The organism is Pseudoduganella danionis, from assembly GCF_009720775.1.
Lineage (GTDB): Bacteria > Pseudomonadota > Gammaproteobacteria > Burkholderiales > Burkholderiaceae_D > Rugamonas > Rugamonas danionis.
Genome location: NZ_WNKW01000001.1, coordinates 405,124 through 423,502 on the forward strand (window position 1 = coordinate 405,124; position 18,379 = coordinate 423,502).

Consider the following 18,379-nt stretch of genomic DNA (forward strand, 5'->3'; position numbering starts at 1 on the left):
GCAGAGTGCTGCGCTGGACGGTCGCACGTGCCAGCGCAGCCGCAGCCCATGTGCTGCCGGCTGGACTGAATTAACTGAGCAGCACCATGGAAATCTCTTCGTACTGCAGTTCTGTTTCGCGGAACAGATGCAGATAGGCTTCTTCGTTGAGCCCTAAGGCATTCCACGCCACGCTGGAAATGGGCGGCACCAGATCATCTTCATCTTCGACCAGATCGAGCGCATGCACGACGGCATTGGCGATATGGATGATGGCAGCGAGGAAACCGGCACCCGGCGTTTCCGGATCATGATGGCCCGCAATGGCGAGGCGCATGGTATCGGAGAAGTTCCAGTGTTCGGCCAGCGCCAGACCGGCATCTACATGGTCCACACCGAGCACGCTGCGTTCCGCTTCGAGCATATAGCAGTCATGGGCTTTGCGGTAAGCCAGCGCCTGGCCATACTGCTGGGGGAAGCAGGACACCAGCACCAGCCGGCCTATGTCGTGTAGCAAGCCCGCCGTGAAAGCATAATCCTGATTGAAACGCATCTGCCGCGCCAGCACTTTGGCGCAGGCAGCGGTAGCGATCGAGTGGCGCCAGAAGGCCTGATGGTGGAAGCCGGGGCAATGGCTTTCGGCAAAACAACCTGTCAGCGCGGCGGCCGTGATCAGGTTGCGTGTGGTCTGGAAGCCGAGGAAGGTAATCGCCTGCTGGATGGTGGTGACTTTGACTTGCAGTCCATACAGCGAAGAATTGGCCAGCCGCAGTGTCTTGGCCGTCAGCGCCTGATCGTGCGAGACTTTCTTGGCCAGCACGGCGATATCGACATCTTCCTGATCTATGCTGTTGAGCAATTCCATCACCACGGCCGGCAGCGAAGGCAGGTCGTCCAGCGTGCGGACCACGTCTTCGTAGCTGACGATGTTATTCACGTTGTTATTCATCGGATTACTCATGTTCAGGCGCCTCCTCTGCACCATGCCGGTAGTCACTGATGAAACGGCGCAATTGTGCGGTAGCCCAGTGGGTATCGATGTCGGCGTCGTTTTTACGGAACAGCCGCTCCAGCCGCGCTTCGTGGTGGTGTACCGTGGCTTCGATGGCCTCGGCCGTATATTCAGCCTGCTGGATAGGCAGCACGCTGATGCCATGGCGCGGCATCAGGGACAGCATGGCCTCGGTTAGTACCGTGCCTTGCGGCAGCAGCACTTGGCCTTGCATATCTAGCAATTCATCGGACAAAACCATGCCGGGCTGGACATCCGTCAGTGCCATCTGGTGAAAATTTCCGCTCATGGGGTACTCCTTGGGTGTGCTGCAAGATTGCCGTATTGCCACATTGCCTGATCTTGCGCTGGGGTGCAAGTAAAGTCTGTCATAGGGCACATTGGCGCAGGTCGAACTTGCCAAGACGCATGTCATACCGTACATTGGGACGTAATTCCTACTTGTATGCGAGGCTGGTCAATGTTTGGTATTCAAGGCCGTTTGACACTGCTATTTGTGGTCATCGTGACCCTGGTGCTAGGCATTTCGGGTACCTATGCCCAGTATAGTCTGGGGCATGAACTGGAGGTGGCCAATCAGCGTCTGCGCGAAGGGGTGCTGACGCGCCTGCAAACCAGCCTGCCTTCTGCGTTGTGGGATCTGGATAAAGCCAAGGTCGACAACATCGTGGCAGCGGAAATGCTGCCACCGGAACTGGTGTCCATCCGTGTCTACGATACTTCGGTCGGCCTGTTCTCGGGCAAGCTGCGTAATGAAAACGGTTCGGTCAGCGCCATCGAGAACGACCTGAATGTGAGCGGCACGCCCGTGGTCGCCGATCTGGCCTATCGCGATTCCGGCGCGGCCGGTGCGTCCCTCAAGCCCGTCATCGTGGGCCGGGTGGTGGTCAATTTCAGCCGCGCCCAGATCGATGCCACGCTGGCCGCAGAAGTAAGGCGCAAAGTCACGGAAGTGCTGCTGCTCGATCTGATTCTGGTGGCGGCACTGGCGCTGTCGCTGCGCATCGTGTTCGATCCGCTCAAGCGCCTGCGCGACGGTCTGTTCGATCTGGCCACGCGCGGTAGCGATGAGGTGGAAGAGCTGCCGGAAAACCGCCAGGACGAGCTGGGCGAAGTGATCCGCGGCTTCAATGCCATCCAGCGCAAGATCAAATCGAATATCCAGCGCATCCGCGAAGCGGAAGACGAAGCGCGCAAATCAGCCCAGACCACCACCAAGGCGCTCGATGATCTGCGCCGCACCCAGGAATCGCTGCTGCAGGCCGAGCGGCTGGCATCGCTGGGCGGCCTGGTGGCCGGCGTGGCCCATGAAATCAATACGCCGGTAGGCATTGCGCTGACCAGTGCGTCGGTGCTGCTGGAGGCGACGGAAAAAGTCCATCACGCTGTCGACGGCGGCAACGTCAAGAAGTCCGACATCATGCGCTATCTGGAAACGGCCTCGGAAAGCACGCGCCTGATCATGAACAATGCTTACCGTGCCGCACACCTGATCCATAGCTTTAAGCAGATTGCGGTCGATCAGGTCAGCGAAGCGCGGCGCCGCTTCGAGCTGCGCGATTACATCAACGAAGTCGTGTCCAGCCTGCAGCCCAAGCTGAAGAAAACCCGCATCGCCGTCAGCATCAGCTGTCCGCGCGATGTGATGCTCGATAGCTACCCCGGTGCGCTGGCACAGGTAATTACCAATCTGACGCTGAACTGCGTGGAGCACGCTTTCAATCCGGATGACGAAGGGCAGATACGCATCACCGTGGTACAGCAGGCGGACTGGATAGAAATGCAGGTGGCCGATGACGGTAAAGGCATAGCACCGGAGATGCTGGATAAAGTGTTCGATCCGTTTGTCACCACGCGGCGCGGACAGGGAGGTACGGGGCTGGGCCTGAATATCGTTTTCAACCTGATCGTCAAACAGTTCTGCGGCACCATCTCGGTGGCCAGCAAGCTGGGCGAGGGCGCCTGCTTCACGCTGCGTATTCCTTGCGTGACGCCAACCGAAGAGCAACACCAGGCTTTGCCTTCTGAACAACCGCAGCACGACTAGAGTGAGCCATCATGCCTAAAGTAAGTGGAGAATTCAGCGTCCGCATCGCACCGGAAAGCATGTCCAGCGTGGCCAATGAAAGCAGTATCAGCCGGATGTCGCTCGACAAGCAGTACACGGGGGCGCTGTCGGCCAGTGGCCGCGGCGAGATGCTGGCATTTATGAACCGCGATATCGGTTCGGGCGCGTATGTGGCGATGGAGCGGGTGCAGGGCACGCTGGATGGCTTGCACGGCAGTTTTCTGCTGCATCACTGTGGCACCATGCAGCGTGGCACCTCGGGTTTGAGCGTGGCGGTGGTGCATGATTCAGGGCAGGACGAACTGGCTGGTCTGAGCGGCACGCTGCAAATCCGCATCGAAGAGGGCAAGCATTACTACGATTTCGATTATCAGCTTAGTTCTGCAACATGATTTAAGCAGTGGCTGTGCACATACTGCAGACAAAAAAAATCCCGCCATCTGCGGGATTTTTTTCGTCGCCCAGCGGCTGACTAGTCGGTGAATTTTTCCGAAGCGTCGCCACGACGCGAGGCAAAACCGAGTACAACCAGACCCAGCATCAGCATGACAAAAGTCTGCGGCTCAGGAATCTGGGCAACTGGCTCGACTTCCTGCGCTCGTTTTGGGTCATTGGCAGGCAAGGCTTCCGGCTCGCTGTTTTTGCCGGCAGTATTATTACCATCATTATCCAGACCGCATGGCTGGGCCGCGTGGTGGTCGCAATGCGCCAGAACAATTGTTGCAGGTGCAATATTGGCTTTTTCAGCCTGCGCGGCCTGCACCTGAGCGCCGCCAGCGAGGCTGAGCATGACGAGCGCGCAATTCACCAAAGTCGAAATTTTCACTATGTACTCCTGTAAGGCATACTGGACAAGGTGTTAAGGCAGACCTAACGCAAAATCGCTAGAGTTTTTCTTTGCGATCAAGCATGCGCTGTCCAATGAATAGCATTAAACCACAATTCGTAACAAATTGCCATCTGTGTTTTATTTTAGACAAGCAAATAATGCAACGCAACACGAAAACTATTAATTGACGCCAGTGGCGTATATCTGCGCCAATAAGCAAGCAATAATTGAATTTGATTGGAGACAGCTTTAGATGATTTCTTTATTTGGGCGTCAGAGAGGCTTGATTTTGCTCATGGCCGTATTTCTTGCGGGCTGTAGTACGACGGGCGCTCCTGTAGTGAGCAAGACACCGCAAGAAGTTGCTGAGACACAAGTTTGGCTGCTGGGCGAAGTGCACGATAATCCGGCCGCTCATCGCCAGCGATATGCGCTACTGCGCCAGCGGGTGGAAGCGGGCTGGCGGCCGGCGCTGGTGCTGGAACAGTTTGACCGCGAGAATCAGGACTTGCTCGACAAGGCACAGAAATCCTGTCTGGACGCCCAGTGCCTGATCCGCGTCGCCGGCGGCGGACGCTGGGACTGGCAGCAGTACTATCCGCTGCTGCAACTGGCACTCGACTACCATCTGCCGCTGATAGCGGGCAATCTGTCGCGTGCCGACGCTTCGCGCGTGGTGCGCGATGGCATGCGTGCCGTGTTCGATGCCCAGAGCATGCGCGACTACCAGCTGGAGCAGGCGCTACCGGCCCAGTTGCGCGCGGCGCAGGCGGCCGAAATCGCGAGCAGCCATTGCAATATGGTGCCGGAGATGATGGTCGAAGGCATGGTCAATGCGCAGGTGGCGCGCGATATCTGGATGGCCAGACTGATACGCGAACAGCGTCCGCGCGAGGTGGTGCTGATCGCTGGCAATGGCCACGTGCGCAAGGATATCGGCGTGCCGCACTGGCTGGCCCTGCAGCAGCCTACGTTCAGTATGCACAGTGTGGGCTATGCGGAAGCGCCTGTAACGGCAGGGCAGTATGATACGGTGGTGCAGGTGGCTGCACCTGTGCGGCCCGACCCCTGTGCCAGCCTGAAGCAGCGAGCAAAGTAATCATGGAAACTGTGTACACCCCCGCTGCGCCCGAGCGCAGCAGCATCGATGCATGGGCCGGCGCTGCCGTGCTGGAATTCGGCACCAACTGGTGCGGCCACTGCATGGCCACGCAGGCGCCGCTGGCGCAAGCCATGGCGGCCCACCCGCAACTACGCCATTACAAGATCGAAGATGGTCCGGGCCGCGCACTGGGGCGCTCCTACCGCGTGAAACTGTGGCCGACGCTGATCTTCCTGCGCGATGGCGTGGAAGTGACGCGGCTGGTGCGGCCTTTGCAGGCCGACGATATCGCTGTGGCTTTGGCGCAAATTGTTGAATAGTCGACAGCCTTAACTTCTTGGCAGCATCTGCCAGGGCTGTGTATGATCGTGGCCACTTTTCCTTTTGCAGGAGTTGCCCCGCATGTCACAGCCACACCCGAGCACGACCCCGCGTAACTCGCCCGCCACCGTGCTGTTTGCCAGCCTGATCGGCACCACCATCGAGTTTTTCGACTTCTACATCTACGCCACGGCGGCCGTGCTGGTGTTCCCCAAGCTGTTCTTCCCGGCCGGCGATGCGGCGGCGGCCATGCTGCAATCGCTGGCCACGTTTGCGATCGCCTTCTTTGCCCGTCCTGTCGGCTCCGCCCTGTTCGGCCACTTCGGCGACCGCATAGGCCGCAAGGCCACGCTGGTGGCGGCACTGCTGACCATGGGCCTGTCCACCGTGCTGATCGGCGCCCTGCCGACCTATGCCAGCATAGGCACATGGGCGCCGGCCTTGCTGGCGCTGTGCCGCTTCGGCCAGGGTCTGGGCCTGGGCGGCGAGTGGGGCGGGGCAGTGTTGCTGGCGACGGAAAATGCACCGGCCGGCAAACGCGCCTGGTATGGCATGTTCCCGCAGCTGGGCGCGCCGATAGGCTTCTTCATGTCGGGCAGCATCTTCCTGCTGCTGAGCCAGACGCTTAGCGATGCCGACTTCTTCAGCTATGGCTGGCGCATCCCCTTCCTCGCCAGTTCGCTGCTGGTGGTGGTGGGCCTGTACATCCGTCTGAAAATCCATGAAACGCCGGACTTCCAGAAAGTCATCGAGCGTAATGAACGGGTGCAAGTGCCGGCCCTGACGGTGTGGCGCGAACATCGCCGTGTGCTGTTGCTGGGCACGCTGATCGCCATGGCCACCTTTGTGCTGTTCTACCTGATGACGGTGTTTGCGCTGAGCTGGGGCACCACGGCGCTGAAATTCAGCCGCAAGGACTTCCTGATCCAGCAATTGTTTGCCGTGCTGTTCTTCGGCCTCACCATCCCTATCTCGGCCTTGTGGGCGGACCGCCATGGCCGCCGCATTACCCTGATCGCGGTATCGGCTGCCATCGCCGTGTTTGGCCTGAGCATGGCGCCGCTGTTTGGCTCCGGCAATAGCCTGCTGGTCAGCGTATTCCTGTCGCTGGGGCTGGGCCTGATGGGCATGACGTATGGTCCGCTGGGCACGATCTTGTCGGAACTGTTCCCGCCTGCCGTGCGCTACACGGGCGCTTCGCTGACCTTCAATCTGGCCGGCATCCTCGGAGCTTCGCTGGCGCCGTATGCGGCGACGTGGCTGGCCACCAACTACGGTCTGCAGTACGTGGGCTACTATCTGTCGGCTGCGGCGCTGATCAGTCTGGTGGCGCTGCTGCTGGTCAAACGCGAGCCCACCCACTAGGTTGTCATACGACTTGGTAGCTTGTCCGCGGCGGCAAGCTACTGATTTTTCAGGATAGATAGAAAAATTACGGTTTTACTTGCCTCGTCAGTTTTATAGTTGTACGATGACATACAACCAGTGATCTCGTGGAGACCGAGAGATCATCACTAGAACATCCGATAAGAAGTGATGCCATGAACCTGAACGAGCCCGTGAACGTCGGTGCGGCCATCGGTAAGTACCGCTGGACTATCTGCGCCCTGCTGTTTTTTGCTACCACCATCAACTATCTGGACCGGCAGGTGCTCAGCCTGCTGGCGCCCCAGCTGTCGCGTGAATTCGGCTGGAGCAATACCGATTACGCCAACATCACGGCGGCCTTCCAGTTCGTCTACGCGCTGTCCATGCTGTTTGCGGGACGGGTGGTTGACCGTATCGGTACGCGTGCTGCCTATGTGGTGGCGATCTGCGTCTGGTCGCTCGGTGCGCTCATGCATGCCTTCTCCGTCCCCATGGGCGAGGGCGTGGGCGTGCTGCTGGGCGCGGCCGGCATTGTGGTGGCGCCATCGATACTCGGTTTCATGCTGTCGCGTGCCGTGCTGGCCATAGGCGAAGCCGGCAACTTCCCCGCTGCCATCAAGGCCACGGCCGAATACTTCCCCAAAAGCGAGCGTTCGCTGGCCACCGGTATCTTTAATTCGGGCGCCAATGTGGGCGCCATTCTGGCCCCGATCACGGTACCGCTGATCGCCAGCATCTGGGGCTGGCAGAGCGCGTTCATCATGATAGGCATGGTCGGCTTCATCTGGATGAGCGTTTGGCTGACGCTGTACGATACGCCGGAACGCCAGCCACGCCTGTCCGCACAGGAACTCGCGTACATCCGGCGCGATCAGGTCGCGGCACCGGCGGCGGCAACTTCCGCTGCACCGGTCGCCAAAGTCTCGTGGCTGCAGTTGCTCAAATACCGTCAGACCTGGGCCTTTGCGTTCGGCAAATTCATGACCGACGGCGTGTGGTGGTTCTTCCTGTTCTGGCTGCCCACCTATCTGTCGGCCCAGTATGGCATGAAGGGCGACGCCATCGTGGTGCCGCTGGCCGTGCTGTACAGCATGACCATGATAGGTTCCATAGGTGGCGGCTGGTTCCCCAGCTATTTCATGGCACGCGGCTATGCACCGTATGATGGCCGCATGCGCGCCATGCTGGTGATCGCCTTCTTCCCGCTGGTGGTGCTGCTGGCGCAGCCGCTGGGCAATGTCAGCTACTGGGTGCCGGTGCTGCTGATCGGCGTGGGCGCTTCGGCCCATCAGGCATGGTCGGCGAATATCTTCACCACCGTGTCCGACATGTTCCCGCAGAAGTCGGTCGCCTCCGTGATCGGCATAGGCGGCATGGCGGGCGGCATAGGCGGCGTGCTGCTGACCAAGCTCGGTGGCTGGGTGTTCGACTACTACAAGGCGCGCAACGATATCGGTACCGGCTACATGATTTTGTTCACCATCTGTGCGCTGGCCTATCTGGTGGCCTGGTGCGTGATGAAAACGCTGGTGCCACGGCATAAGGAAATCACCGACCTGTAAGCGCTTTCAGTTACCGCGTGCAGACATAAAAACGCCAGACCGGCCGTCGTTGCGGCGGGTCTGGCGTTTTGCCTTGAAGCGCGCCGTTGTACAGCGCGCCAGTGCCCGGTCTTAGAAGAACTTGCTGACGTCAGGACGGGTGGCCAGTGCCTGCTGCACGATGGCGGTAACGCGGGCGCGGTCGGCACCTTGCAGCGGCTGGCGCGGACGGCGTACGTTTTCATTGCCCACACCGGCCAGCGTTTCGACCAGCTTCAGGTTCTGTACCAGCTTGGTGGACACGTCGAGGTGCATCAGCGGCATGAACCACTGATACAGCTTCAGAGCTTCGTCGAAGCGCTTGGCCTTCATCAGTTTGTACAGTGCCACCGTCTCTTTCGGGAAGGCCACCACCAGACCAGCCAGCAGGCCATCAGCGCCAACGGCCAGACCTTCGAAGGACAGATCGTCCACGCCCATGAACAGCTGGTAGCGCTCGCCCACGGCATTACGCAGGTCGGTAATACGGCGCACGTTGTCGGTCGATTCCTTGATCGCCACGATCCATTCGCAATCGGCCAGTTCCTTGAAGTCTTCCGGCGTCAGATCGACTTTGTAGGACACCGGATTGTTGTACACCATGATAGGCAGCTGGGCGGCTTTGGCGATGGTGCGCAGGTTATCCATGGCTTCGCGCGAGTCGGCTGCGTACAGCACGGATGGCATTACCATCAGGCCCTGCACGCCCAGATCGCGCGCCTGCTTGACGAAGCGGCAAGCGGTCGCGGTGCGGGTTTCGCTGACGTTGACCAGCACCGGCACACGGCCAGCGGCCACGTTGAGTGCCGTCTTGGTGACTTCCAGCTTTTCATCGAACGACAGGGTGCTGGCCTCGCCCAGCGAGCCGCAGGTCAGCAGCGCATCGACACCGCTATCGATCTGGAAAGCAAAGTGCTTTTCCATCGCGGCGTGGTCGAGATCTTCGTTCTCCTTGAATTTGGTGGTCACTGCAGGGAAGACCCCTTGCCATTTTGCTGCTGCCATAATGCTCTCCTTGTGATGGTTCGGTTGGGTGTACGCTTACTGGTTTGCTTGGTTGTCCGGCGTCTAGTCCGGGGCTGATTCGATCATGCTGGCCACGCGGGCCGGTACGATAGGGCTGCGTACGGCCGCTGGCCGCCAGCCGTACAGCAATTCGGTGGCGCCACCGCAGATGCGGCCCTGACAGGGGCCCATGCCGCAGCGCGTATGCAGCTTGGCACTACGCCAGCTGCTATGGGTTTTCAGTTCGCCGTGACAAACATCTTCGCAACGGCAGACGATGGTGTTGTCCTCGGCCAGCGCCAGTATTTCGGGGCGCAGCGCGAAGGTGTGTTCGAGCCGGCTGGCGAATTTGCGCCAGCGGGTGCGCTGGTGGAACAGCGTCGCCGTTTCCGCCACAGCGCCGCTGGCCGCCAGTCCCGCAATCCGGCCTTCCACCAGCGCCAGATCGACCCCGCCTACGCCCGTACCTTCACCGGCGCAGTACACATTGCTGATGCGGGTCTGCTGCCAGCTATCGATGGTGACGGCGGTTTGGCCCTTGCGGCTATGGGTAGCGGCGCCCAGTGCCTGCGCCAGTTCTACATTCGGCAGCAAGCCGTAGCCGCAGGCGAGGTAATCGCATTCGAGGGTGATGGTGCTGCTACCCTTTTGTATGCGGACCGCGCGCAACTGTGGCGCAGCCGCAGCGACGCCAGACGTATCCAGTGCCGCGCGCACATAGCTATCGGACCAGTAAGGGATACCGCGTAAATGGCGCGCCAGTTGCAGCGCCTGTGCCGCTTTGGACGGTGTCGCCAGCAGGCCGGCGCCAAAGCGCGCCAGTGCCGGCAAGGGCGCCTGTTCGACGATAGCGATAATCTGTGCACCGCGCGCGCGCAGCGTGGCTGCTACCGCCAGCAGCAGCGGCCCCGTACCGGCCACCACTACGCGCTTGCCGGCGACGGGATAGCCGCCTTTGCTGAGCGCCTGCAGGCCGCCGGCACCGGTCACGCCGGGCAGAGTCCAGCCGGGGAAGGGCAGCAGGCGCTCACGCGCACCCGTGGCCAGTATCAGGCGCTCGTAGTGCACGGTGATAGCGCTGCTGGCTGTCTGTACCTGCAACTGCTGCGCGGCCGGTGCGTACAGCACGCGCGTCTGGCTGAGGAATTCCACATTCGGCGCATCCTGCAACGATAGCCACAGGGCGCGTGCGCGCGCGTCGCTCTGGCTGGCGGGACCACCGCGCCAGATCTGGCCACCGGCCTGCGGATTGTCGTCGATGATGCCGACCTTGCGGCCGCTGGCTGCAGCAGCCTGCGCAGCTGCCAGTCCGGCCGGGCCCGCGCCGACCACCAGAATATCGTAGCGCTTCATTGTGCGACCTCGCAGCGTTCGACGCGCATACCTTCTACACACGGCGTCTGGCAGGCCAGCTGGTGCTGCATACCGTTGATGGTGGTGCGGCATTCCTGGCATACGCCCATGCCGCACAGTGGCGCACGGGCAGTACCCGTGACCGAGTAGCGCGTCACGGCACTGCCGTGGATGGCCAGTGCGGCAGCCACACTGATGCCGGCTTCCACGCGCACGGCCTGGTCGTTGAGGTAGATGGTGATGTCAGCCATGGAAGCGTTCCGGCAAATAGGGGCTGGTGGCAATCGTGCTGCTGCCGCCGCACATCTGGCTGGCCAGTAGCTGCGCCGTGGCCAGCGAAGTGGTGATGCCCAGCCCTTCATGGCCCGTGGCCAGCCACAGGCCCTGGCGCGCAGGGTGGGGGCCGATCAGCGGCAGGCCATCCGGCGTGGCGGCGCGCAGGCCAGTCCAGCAGCGCAGGATGTGGTGCTGTGCCAGTGCCGGAGTAAAGCTGACGGCATGGCGCAGCATGGCTTGTAGCATGGCGTTATCCACGGCCAGATCGGTGGTGCCGAACTGGCGCGACGAGCCGATCAGAACCTGGCCCGTGGGTCGCGGTTGCAGATTGAACGCGACCGAGCTGCCGCTGGCAGCGTGGGCGCTCTTGATGTAACCCAGTTCCACCAGCTGGTGGCGGATAAAGCCCGGATAGCGGTCGGTAATGGCAATATGGCCTTTCTTGGGCTGCAGCGCCAGTTCCGGCAGCAGCAGGCTGCAGCGCGAACCGGCCGCCAGCACAATGTGTTGGGCGCGCAGCGTGCGGCCATCGGCCAGCACCACGCCGTGGTCTTCCAGCGCCGTCACGCTGCCGTATTCGAGCTGGGCGCCGCGCGCCTGCGCTTTACCCAGCAGCAGGCGGGCGCTCTTGGGGGCATACACCAGCCCGTCGCCGCGTACCAGCAGGCCGCCGGCCAGACCGGCGCGCAGCTGCGGCTCTGCCGCATACAGCTGGTTCGCATCGAGCATGTCGCAGGCGATGCCGTGTTTGCCCAGCACTTCGGCCTTGGCGCGGGCCGCCGCCATTTCTTCTTCGTCGGCGGCCACCCAGATAGTGCCGCACTGGGTGTATTCGTGCCGGGCTGCCTGATCCTGTCCGGCCGTCAGCTGGCGCCACAGCGTCAGCGAGTAGGACGACAGGGCCAGTTCGGCCGCATTATCGTCCATCACCACCAGATGGCCCATGCCGGCTGCCGTGGCACCGCTGCCCGGCACATCCTGTTCGATCACCGTGACCTGCAGCCCGCGCTCGCTGAGCGCGTCGGCACAGGCGGCGCCGATGATGCCGGCACCGACGATGATGACGTCAGCCTGTTTCACTTGATGCCCCAGCCGAAAGGATCAGTAGGATCGATCAGCAAACGGGCTTCCGCATTGACCCAGGCGCGGCCACGAATGCTGGGGATCAGCTTGCCGTCGCGGTAGTGGTAGCGGCCTTCGAACACGCTGCCGATTACGCTTTCCTGTTTCCACAGCGCGCCTTCGGCCAGCTTGCCGTCGGCTGCCAGACAGGCCAGCTTGGCGCTGGTGCCCGTGCCGCAAGGAGAGCGGTCGTAGGCCTTGCCGGGGCACAGCACATAGCTCTGGCTATCGGCGCCCGTACGCGAAGGGGCGAACAGTTCGATGTGGTCGATCAGGCCGCCGTTATCGCCACGGATACCGCTTTGTTCGAGCGCGGCGCTGATGGCCACCGAGAAGTCGGTCAGCGCATCGATGTTTTTCAGGCTGACTTCCATGCCGTGATCGGACACCAGGAAGAACCAGTTGCCGCCCCAGGCGATATCGCCCGTGACAGGGCCGTAGTCGGGCACATAGACGGTGACACCGGCCTGACTGCGGTAGGCGGCCACGTTATCGAGCGTCACGCTGCCGTCGGCATGCAGTTCCGCTTCCACCACGCCCACCGGCGTATCGATGCGGTGGCGGCCCACGCCGATGCGGCCCATGTGGGCCAGCGAGGCGACCAGACCGATGGTGCCGTGACCGCACATGCCGAGGTAGCCGACGTTGTTGAAGAAAATGACGCCCGCAGCACAATCGGCGGCATGCGGCTGGCATAGCAGGGCGCCTACCAGTACATCCGAGCCGCGTGGCTCGCATACCACCGCAGTGCGGAAGGCATCATGCTCGCTCTTGAATCGTGCAAGCCGCTCGCTGAGCGGGCCGCTGCCCAGTTCCGGGCCGCCATCCACCACCAGACGGGTAGGTTCGCCGCCGGTGTGGGAATCGATGATGTTGATGGTTTTCATACCGCCATGTTAGGCCTAGCGGGGTAGTCTGTCTTGCATGGTCTGCGCATGATGGATGACGAAATCTGCACAATTGTGAAAAAGTCCGCGACATGCCGCAAGCGCGCTGGCAGAATCGGAACTATGCATACATCCCACCATGACGAGATAGCGCGGCGCGCTCTGGGCGCGGCCATTGCCGACCCTTTTTTCAGCGAAGCGCTGTTCGATGCGCTGCCCGACGTGGTGTTCTTCGTCAAGGATGAACAGTGCCGCTACGTGGTGGTGAACCAGACGCTGGCCCAGCGCTGCGGCCAGAAGCACAAGGCCGCCCTGATCGGACGCACGCCGGCCGAAGTGTTCGGCCATCCGTTCGGCCAGTCCTATCTGGCGCAGGATATGGCGGTGCTGGCCGGTGCGGCGGAACTCGATGAGCAGCTCGAGCTGCACCTGTATCCCAACCGCGATCCCGGCTGGTGCCTGACGCGCAAGAAGGCGCTGCGCGACAGCCATGGCCGCATCGTCGGCCTGACCGGGGTATCGCGCGATCTGGCCATGGCCGACAAGAAGAATCCGGCCTACCGTAAAGTGGCGGCTGCCGTCAGCCTGATCCACGAAGAATACGGCCGCCCGCTGGCACTGGCGGAGCTGGCCGCGACGGCGCATATGTCGGTGGCGCAGATCGAACGCTACTTCCTGCGCATCTTCCATCTGACGCCGCGCCAGATGATCATCCAGACCCGAGTCGATGCCGCCTCGCGCCTGCTGAAAGGCGATACCAGCGTGGCCGATATCGCCCAGGCCTGCGGCTATGGCGACCATTCGGCCTTCACGCGCCAGTTCAAAGCCACCACGGGCGTTACGCCCAGCCAGTACCGCCAGCTGGCCGTACGGGGTGGCTAATCTGCCACAAGCGCGCGTCGGGACAGCCTGCCGGGCGCCCTGACGTTGACAGCCATGGGTTAGAAATTGACAATCGGAGACCGTGTTTTTTTCTCGACCCTGATCCGAATTCCGTCGCTATGCCTATGCCGTTCAACGACCCGCCCATGGCCAGCAGCTACCTGCGCCAGATTGCCGATCAGGTAGCCAGCATGGGTGGTGATGTGGATGCGTGGCTCGGACGTCAGGGTCTGCAGGCGACCCAACTGGACGATGCCAGCTTCCAGCTTTCCTTCCCCGTATTCCGTCTGCTGCTGCTCGATGCGCTGGCGCTGACGCGCGAACCGTCGTTAGGGCTGCTGATCGGCGAACGCATGCGCGCCCATACCCACGGCATACTCGGCTATGCCGCCATCAATAGCGGCACGCTGCGTCAGGCGCTCGACGTGACGCGGCGCTACTTTCGCCTGCGCACCACCATGCTCGATACGGCCATCGATCTGCAGGGTGACTATCTGCGTCTGCAACTGGTGGAATGCCTGCCGCTGGGCGATATCGCTCGTCCCGTGCTGGAAGCCGTGCTGCTGGCGATTAAGAATATCCTCGATTTTATTGCGCGCGGCAGTGCGCCCTGCCAGCTCGTGTCCTTCCACTGCGCGGCGCCGGACGATATGGCGCTGGCGCGCGAACTGTTCCAGTGCGAGGTGCGCTACGGTGAAGACTGGACCGGCATGCTTCTACCCGCTGCAGCACTGGATATCCCGCTCAAGGTGGGCGATGCGGCCAGCTTCGAGCAGGCCTTGCAGATCTGCCAGCGCGAACTGGACAAGCTGGTAACGCCGTATTCCACGGCCGCGCGCGTGCGCAAGCTGATGCTGGAACAGCGCACGGCCTTTCCCTCACTCGCGCTGACGGCGCGCATGCTGCACCTGACCCCGCGCACCTTGCATCGGCGCCTGCTGGCGGAACACAGCTCCTACCAGCAGATACTCGACGAAGTGCGGCACATGCTGGCACTCGAATACCTGCGCGGCGGCCAGACCAGTGTGCAGGAAATCAGCTATGCGCTAGGCTATACGGATATCGCCAATTTCAGGCGGGCGTTCAAGCGCTGGGAAGGAGTGCCGCCCACGGCATGGCGGGCGGCCTAGGTAGGACGATGGCGGCTTAGTGCGCGTTAGGCTTGGCACCGGCCATGGCGACCTGATTGCTGGACGGGATATTCTGTTCTATCCACTTCAGCATGTCCTGCCAGATGCGGCGCATTTCGGCCTGTTCGGGCAGGCGGCCGGCGCTAGGCAGTTCTATGGTCAGCACCGGCACCTGATTGCCGCTGTAGGCACCGAGCGAACCCGGATATACGCCGATAGGCGCGAGGCGCAGCGCGCCAAAGCGCACGGGCGGATCGACCGGACCATCGAAATCGAGCACGCCGAACGGCGCGTGCACGGAAATGATGAGCTGCGGTTTGAAGCGTTTGATTTCTTCGCTGAGCCAGCGGCTTTCCGGTTCCGACAGCGGGCTGGAGCCGGGGAAGCGGCGCGGGTCGCGCCCCGTCTTGCTGACCCAGTAGCGCTGCGCTTCCACATTCCAGCGCGGCGTAGGGAAGTTGCGGTTCAGGTCCACGCCGTTGGCGTTGACGCGGCGCGGCTTGGCCGCCAGCATGCCGTCCGGATTCAGCACCGGCACGATATTCCAGTGCAGCGGGCTGCTGTCCGACGGTGGCAGCCACTGCATCCACTGGAACACGGCCGACGAAGCGCTCAGTTCATCGCCATGGATGCCGCCTATCAGCAGCACGCGCACGGAATCCTTCTTGCTGGTAGACGCCTGCTGGCGCGTGAGGATAGGGAAACCCTGACGCGAACGGGCACCCGACTGCACTAGCTGGCTGTTCTGGCACATGGCCGGCGTGACGCTTTGCAGGCGCGCCGTCAGGCGTGCGCAGGGTGTGCGGGCATTCGCTGTATTGCTGGCTGCCGGAGCGTTGTTTTTATGCGCAGGTGCGTGGCCATGGGCTGCAGCATGGGCCGGAGCCGCCAGCGCTGCGGCGCTGAAAACGGAGCTGGTGCACGTTATGGAGAACGTCAGTAAGGCGAGAAAATTGAGTGGTCGCATCAGGTAGCTGGGGTGTGCCGGAGTAGTCCGCATCCGGCTCACATTATAGCTGAATTCCCCCGTTTCCTCGCCCGGGATTTGACTGCTGGTTACTTATCGCCCCCACTCAGACGGCCGGTGACTGGAACTTCTTGCGGTAGGACGCAGGCCGCATGCCAACGCGCTGCTGGAACAGACGGCGGAAAGAATTGCTGTCTTCATAACCCACCTTGAAGGTGATGCTGTCCAGATTCATGCGGGTCGATTCCAGCAGGTGTTTGGCCCGCTCCAGCCGCAGCGTCTGCAGGTAGGCCAGCGGCGTGTATTGAGTGGCTTCCTTGAAGCGGCGCACGAAGTTACGCGGGCTGAAGCCGAAGCGCTGGGCCAGTTCGTCGATGGCCAGCGGCTGGTCGAAATGCTGTTCCAGCCAGTTCTGCACGCGCAGGATGTCGGCATCGCCATGGGCTTTGGGCATATTCCACATCACGTACACGGATTGCTCGGTGGGGGCGCTGTCGATCAGCAGGTAGCGGCTGCATTTCTGCGCCAGTTCCAGCGAGCCGTAACGGCGGATCAGGTGCAGCAGCAAATGGGCCGAGGCACCGGCACCACCGCTGGTGATGACGCGGTTGTCTTCGCACAGCACGTCGCGCTCGGCCATGCGGATCTGCGGGTAGCGGCGGCGGAACAGGTCGGCCAGCGCCCAGTGGGTGGTGGCGCGCGCATCGTCGAGCAAGCCTGTTTCGGCCAGCATGAAAGCGCCCGTGCACAGCGAGGCCAGCACGGCGCCCCGGCTGTGCTGCTGGCGCACCCAGTCCGTGTAGCGGCCAAAGCCGGGCAGGGCGTCGCGCAGCGTGAACAGAAAGCCGGGCACCAGCACCAGATCGGTATGGCTGATGGCGCCCAGCGCCAGCTCGGCATGCAGGGTCTGGCCGCTCAGGGTGGCCACGGGGCCGCCGTCCAGCGAAGCCGTGTGGATCTCGAAGATGGGCTGGCCGGCAAACAGATTGGCCGCCTTGAGCAGTTCCAGCGCCGTGGTGGCGCTGGCGGCGGAGCATTGTTCGGACAGGAGCAGGGTCAGGTGCATGGCGGATTTCGCATGAAATAAGTCATTTCTGCACCTACTTTAGCAGAATCGCCTGACCTATAGTGGTGTCCATCGTCTACTTTGCTATCCCCATCATGAATCTCTGGTTCCGTCTGCTCAACATGCTGCTGCGCCGTCCGTGGCGCCAGTCGGTCGATCCGTTTTCCACCACCGTGGTGGGCATGCGGGTGTGGCCGTTCGATCTCGATCTGAATTTCCATGTGACTAACGGGCGCTATCTCACCATGGCCGATGTGGGCCGCATGGACTATGTGCTCAAGACAGGCGCTTTCCGTACGGCGCTGCGCCACAAGGCCGTGCCCATCGTCGGCGATGTGTGGGGCAAGTTCCGCCGCGAGCTGCGCCTGTTCGAGCGCTTCGAAATCCATACGCGCATGCTGGGCTGGGATGAAAAATGGCTGTTTGTCGAACACCGCTTCATGAGCAAGGGCCGGGTCGTGGGCGTGGTCATCATGCGCGGCGTGTTCCGTTCGGGCCGCGGCCCGCTGCCGCCTATCGAAATCGTGCGCGACCTCGGCGTGCCGGAACAGTCGCCGGCATTGCCGGAATGGCTGCAGCGCTGGTCCGACAGTTGCGACGGCCTGAGCGGCCATCTGCGCGGCGAAGAAGGCCGCGCCCTGCGTGCCGCCTAGCTGCGCGCGCCCAGTGCCGAGCAGTTCAGTTCGATGATGCCGCGCTGCAGGGCCAGCACGGCCGCATGGGTGCGGTCGTTGGCCATCAGCTTGGTCAGGATGTTCTTGACGTGGGCTTTGACGGTGTCTTCGGATATATCCAGATTGAGGGCAATGCGCTTGTTGGACTTGCCATCGGCCACCAGCTTGAGCACTTCCACTTCGCGCTTGCTCAGCGTATCGCCGCCGGCCGGCGCAATCATTTCCATGGCGATTTCAGGCGGGATGCAGCGCCGCCCGCTGTACACCTGGCGCACCGTATCGAGCATATCCTTGCGCAGCATGCTTTTCAGCAGATAGCCGGAAGCGCCCGCTTTCACGGCGCGCAAGGCGCGCACATCGCCCTCGTATGTGGTGAGGATGATGATTTTCGCCTGCGGGAATTCCTTGCGGATGGCGATGGTGGCATCGATGCCGTTCAGATCCGGCATCTGGATGTCCATCAGCGTGATGTCGGGCTGCAGGCGGCGGAACACTTCCAGTGCTTCGCTGCCGCTGGCGGCCGTGCCCACCAGGCGCATATCGGTCTGGCTTTCGATCACGCTGGCAATACCCTGCCGCATCAGTGGATGGTCATCCACGGAAAGTATGTTGATCACTGCGGTCGATTCGCAAGCTTCCATGATTCCAACTGCAAAAAGGACCTGGGTGCTGACACGCCACACGCGGGCGTCACTAGCATCCACAGTATTGATATAAATCACAACTATAGCACTGATTTAACAAACCGGTAGTCGGTT

General features: G+C 61.9%; 20 protein-coding genes. 9 read left to right on the forward strand and 11 right to left on the reverse strand.

The features are described 5' to 3' along the window. Nucleotides 1-70: 70 nt before the first annotated feature. A complete protein-coding gene (locus GM655_RS01830; protein ID WP_229632333.1) occupies nt 71-940 on the reverse strand; it encodes an HDOD domain-containing protein in 870 nt (289 codons plus the stop codon). Further along, nucleotides 933-1,280: a hypothetical protein gene (locus tag GM655_RS01835; protein WP_155432921.1), complete on the reverse strand. Its 348-nt coding sequence runs from the start codon at nt 1,278-1,280 to the stop codon at nt 933-935. The genes GM655_RS01830 and GM655_RS01835 overlap by 8 nt, the downstream gene beginning before the upstream one ends. Before the next feature lie 171 nt (nt 1,281-1,451). Between GM655_RS01835 and GM655_RS01840 the strand changes: the two genes are divergently transcribed. Together GM655_RS01840 and GM655_RS01845 are read left to right on the forward strand one after the other, a co-directional pair. Then, nucleotides 1,452-3,038 carry a sensor histidine kinase gene (locus GM655_RS01840; protein ID WP_155432922.1) on the forward strand — a complete coding sequence of 529 codons (1,587 nt, stop codon included), beginning with the start codon at nt 1,452-1,454 and terminating at the stop codon, nt 3,036-3,038. An 11-nt stretch (nt 3,039-3,049) separates the two neighbouring features. Beyond that, nucleotides 3,050-3,451 (forward strand): DUF3224 domain-containing protein, encoded by a 402-nt coding sequence (locus GM655_RS01845; protein ID WP_155432923.1) that lies wholly within the window; start codon nt 3,050-3,052, stop codon nt 3,449-3,451. An 80-nt stretch (nt 3,452-3,531) separates the two neighbouring features. Here the strand turns inward: GM655_RS01845 and GM655_RS01850 are convergent, their stop codons facing one another. Further along, nucleotides 3,532-3,885: a PEP-CTERM sorting domain-containing protein gene (locus tag GM655_RS01850; RefSeq protein WP_371866685.1), complete on the reverse strand. Its 354-nt coding sequence runs from the start codon at nt 3,883-3,885 to the stop codon at nt 3,532-3,534. A gap of 343 nt (nt 3,886-4,228) precedes the next feature. Here GM655_RS01850 and GM655_RS01855 point away from each other — a divergent pair, with 343 nt between their 5' ends. The 4 genes from GM655_RS01855 (at nt 4,229) to GM655_RS01870 (ending at nt 8,241) form a co-directional block, all read left to right on the forward strand. Continuing rightward, nucleotides 4,229-4,987, forward strand: a complete 759-nt coding sequence (locus tag GM655_RS01855; RefSeq protein WP_371866686.1) for a ChaN family lipoprotein — start codon at nt 4,229-4,231, stop codon at nt 4,985-4,987. Nucleotides 4,988-4,989: 2 nt separating this feature from the next. Continuing rightward, nucleotides 4,990-5,310: a thioredoxin family protein gene (locus GM655_RS01860; RefSeq protein ID WP_155432925.1), complete on the forward strand. Its 321-nt coding sequence runs from the start codon at nt 4,990-4,992 to the stop codon at nt 5,308-5,310. A gap of 82 nt (nt 5,311-5,392) precedes the next feature. Then, nucleotides 5,393-6,676 carry an MFS transporter gene (locus GM655_RS01865; RefSeq protein WP_155432926.1) on the forward strand — a complete coding sequence of 428 codons (1,284 nt, stop codon included), beginning with the start codon at nt 5,393-5,395 and terminating at the stop codon, nt 6,674-6,676. Nucleotides 6,677-6,852: 176 nt separating this feature from the next. Next, the gene (locus tag GM655_RS01870) at nt 6,853-8,241 is read left to right on the forward strand and encodes an MFS transporter (protein ID WP_155432927.1); all 1,389 of its coding nucleotides are present in this window, start codon (nt 6,853-6,855) and stop codon (nt 8,239-8,241) included. Nucleotides 8,242-8,352: 111 nt separating this feature from the next. Here GM655_RS01870 and GM655_RS01875 read toward each other — a convergent pair whose 3' ends face one another. From GM655_RS01875 to GM655_RS01895, 5 genes are all read right to left on the reverse strand, one after another. Beyond that, entirely contained in the window at nt 8,353-9,264 is a 912-nt protein-coding gene (locus GM655_RS01875) for a dihydrodipicolinate synthase family protein (protein ID WP_155432928.1), read from the reverse strand. 63 nt (nt 9,265-9,327) lie between these two features. Next, a complete protein-coding gene (locus GM655_RS01880) occupies nt 9,328-10,617 on the reverse strand; it encodes an NAD(P)/FAD-dependent oxidoreductase (protein ID WP_155432929.1) in 1,290 nt (429 codons plus the stop codon). Then, nucleotides 10,614-10,868, reverse strand: a complete 255-nt coding sequence (locus GM655_RS01885) for a (2Fe-2S)-binding protein (RefSeq protein WP_155432930.1) — start codon at nt 10,866-10,868, stop codon at nt 10,614-10,616. The genes GM655_RS01880 and GM655_RS01885 overlap by 4 nt, the downstream gene beginning before the upstream one ends. Beyond that, on the reverse strand, nt 10,861-11,973 hold the full coding sequence (locus tag GM655_RS01890) for an NAD(P)/FAD-dependent oxidoreductase (protein WP_371866687.1): 1,113 nt from the start codon (nt 11,971-11,973) through the stop codon (nt 10,861-10,863). Before GM655_RS01890 ends, GM655_RS01885 begins: the two co-directional genes overlap by 8 nt. Continuing rightward, nucleotides 11,970-12,902, reverse strand: coding sequence for a 4-hydroxyproline epimerase (locus tag GM655_RS01895; protein ID WP_155432932.1), 933 nt, complete (start codon nt 12,900-12,902; stop codon nt 11,970-11,972). The genes GM655_RS01890 and GM655_RS01895 overlap by 4 nt, the downstream gene beginning before the upstream one ends. 123 nt (nt 12,903-13,025) lie before the next feature. Here GM655_RS01895 and GM655_RS01900 point away from each other — a divergent pair, with 123 nt between their 5' ends. Continuing rightward, nucleotides 13,026-13,784 (forward strand): helix-turn-helix domain-containing protein, encoded by a 759-nt coding sequence (locus GM655_RS01900; protein ID WP_308807392.1) that lies wholly within the window; start codon nt 13,026-13,028, stop codon nt 13,782-13,784. A 125-nt stretch (nt 13,785-13,909) separates the two neighbouring features. After that, nucleotides 13,910-14,914, forward strand: coding sequence for an AraC family transcriptional regulator (locus GM655_RS01905; RefSeq protein ID WP_155432934.1), 1,005 nt, complete (start codon nt 13,910-13,912; stop codon nt 14,912-14,914). Nucleotides 14,915-14,930: 16 nt separating this feature from the next. On the opposite strand, the gene GM655_RS01910 is transcribed toward GM655_RS01905, so the two are convergent. Both GM655_RS01910 and GM655_RS01915 read right to left on the reverse strand, forming a co-directional pair. After that, a complete protein-coding gene (locus GM655_RS01910) occupies nt 14,931-15,881 on the reverse strand; it encodes a M14 family zinc carboxypeptidase (protein ID WP_155432935.1) in 951 nt (316 codons plus the stop codon). Nucleotides 15,882-15,987: 106 nt separating this feature from the next. Next, nucleotides 15,988-16,947 carry a GlxA family transcriptional regulator gene (locus GM655_RS01915; RefSeq protein WP_155432936.1) on the reverse strand — a complete coding sequence of 320 codons (960 nt, stop codon included), beginning with the start codon at nt 16,945-16,947 and terminating at the stop codon, nt 15,988-15,990. A gap of 95 nt (nt 16,948-17,042) precedes the next feature. Here GM655_RS01915 and GM655_RS01920 point away from each other — a divergent pair, with 95 nt between their 5' ends. After that, a complete protein-coding gene (locus tag GM655_RS01920) occupies nt 17,043-17,600 on the forward strand; it encodes a thioesterase family protein (protein ID WP_155432937.1) in 558 nt (185 codons plus the stop codon). Here the strand turns inward: GM655_RS01920 and GM655_RS01925 are convergent. Beyond that, nucleotides 17,597-18,262 carry a response regulator gene (locus tag GM655_RS01925; protein ID WP_155432938.1) on the reverse strand — a complete coding sequence of 222 codons (666 nt, stop codon included), beginning with the start codon at nt 18,260-18,262 and terminating at the stop codon, nt 17,597-17,599. The two genes, GM655_RS01920 and GM655_RS01925, sit on opposite strands and share 4 nt — an antisense overlap. Nucleotides 18,263-18,379 lie beyond the last annotated feature (117 nt).

Bases quoted from the DNA above. Each gene is read 5' to 3' on its own strand.
- GM655_RS01830 (WP_229632333.1), bottom strand. From the start codon at position 940: ATGAGTAATCCGATGAATAACAACGTGAATAACATCGTCAGCTACGAA.
- GM655_RS01835 (WP_155432921.1), bottom strand. From the start codon at position 1,280: ATGAGCGGAAATTTTCACCAGATGGCACTGACGGATGTCCAGCCCGGC.
- GM655_RS01840 (WP_155432922.1), top strand. From the start codon at position 1,452: ATGTTTGGTATTCAAGGCCGTTTGACACTGCTATTTGTGGTCATCGTG.
- GM655_RS01845 (WP_155432923.1), top strand. From the start codon at position 3,050: ATGCCTAAAGTAAGTGGAGAATTCAGCGTCCGCATCGCACCGGAAAGC.
- GM655_RS01860 (WP_155432925.1), top strand. From the start codon at position 4,990: ATGGAAACTGTGTACACCCCCGCTGCGCCCGAGCGCAGCAGCATCGAT.
- GM655_RS01865 (WP_155432926.1), top strand. From the start codon at position 5,393: ATGTCACAGCCACACCCGAGCACGACCCCGCGTAACTCGCCCGCCACC.
- GM655_RS01870 (WP_155432927.1), top strand. From the start codon at position 6,853: ATGAACCTGAACGAGCCCGTGAACGTCGGTGCGGCCATCGGTAAGTAC.
- GM655_RS01875 (WP_155432928.1), bottom strand. From the start codon at position 9,264: ATGGCAGCAGCAAAATGGCAAGGGGTCTTCCCTGCAGTGACCACCAAA.
- GM655_RS01880 (WP_155432929.1), bottom strand. From the start codon at position 10,617: ATGAAGCGCTACGATATTCTGGTGGTCGGCGCGGGCCCGGCCGGACTG.
- GM655_RS01885 (WP_155432930.1), bottom strand. From the start codon at position 10,868: ATGGCTGACATCACCATCTACCTCAACGACCAGGCCGTGCGCGTGGAA.
- GM655_RS01895 (WP_155432932.1), bottom strand. From the start codon at position 12,902: ATGAAAACCATCAACATCATCGATTCCCACACCGGCGGCGAACCTACC.
- GM655_RS01900 (WP_308807392.1), top strand. From the start codon at position 13,026: ATGCATACATCCCACCATGACGAGATAGCGCGGCGCGCTCTGGGCGCG.
- GM655_RS01905 (WP_155432934.1), top strand. From the start codon at position 13,910: ATGCCGTTCAACGACCCGCCCATGGCCAGCAGCTACCTGCGCCAGATT.
- GM655_RS01910 (WP_155432935.1), bottom strand. From the start codon at position 15,881: ATGCGACCACTCAATTTTCTCGCCTTACTGACGTTCTCCATAACGTGC.
- GM655_RS01915 (WP_155432936.1), bottom strand. From the start codon at position 16,947: ATGCACCTGACCCTGCTCCTGTCCGAACAATGCTCCGCCGCCAGCGCC.
- GM655_RS01920 (WP_155432937.1), top strand. From the start codon at position 17,043: ATGAATCTCTGGTTCCGTCTGCTCAACATGCTGCTGCGCCGTCCGTGG.
- GM655_RS01925 (WP_155432938.1), bottom strand. From the start codon at position 18,262: ATGGAAGCTTGCGAATCGACCGCAGTGATCAACATACTTTCCGTGGAT.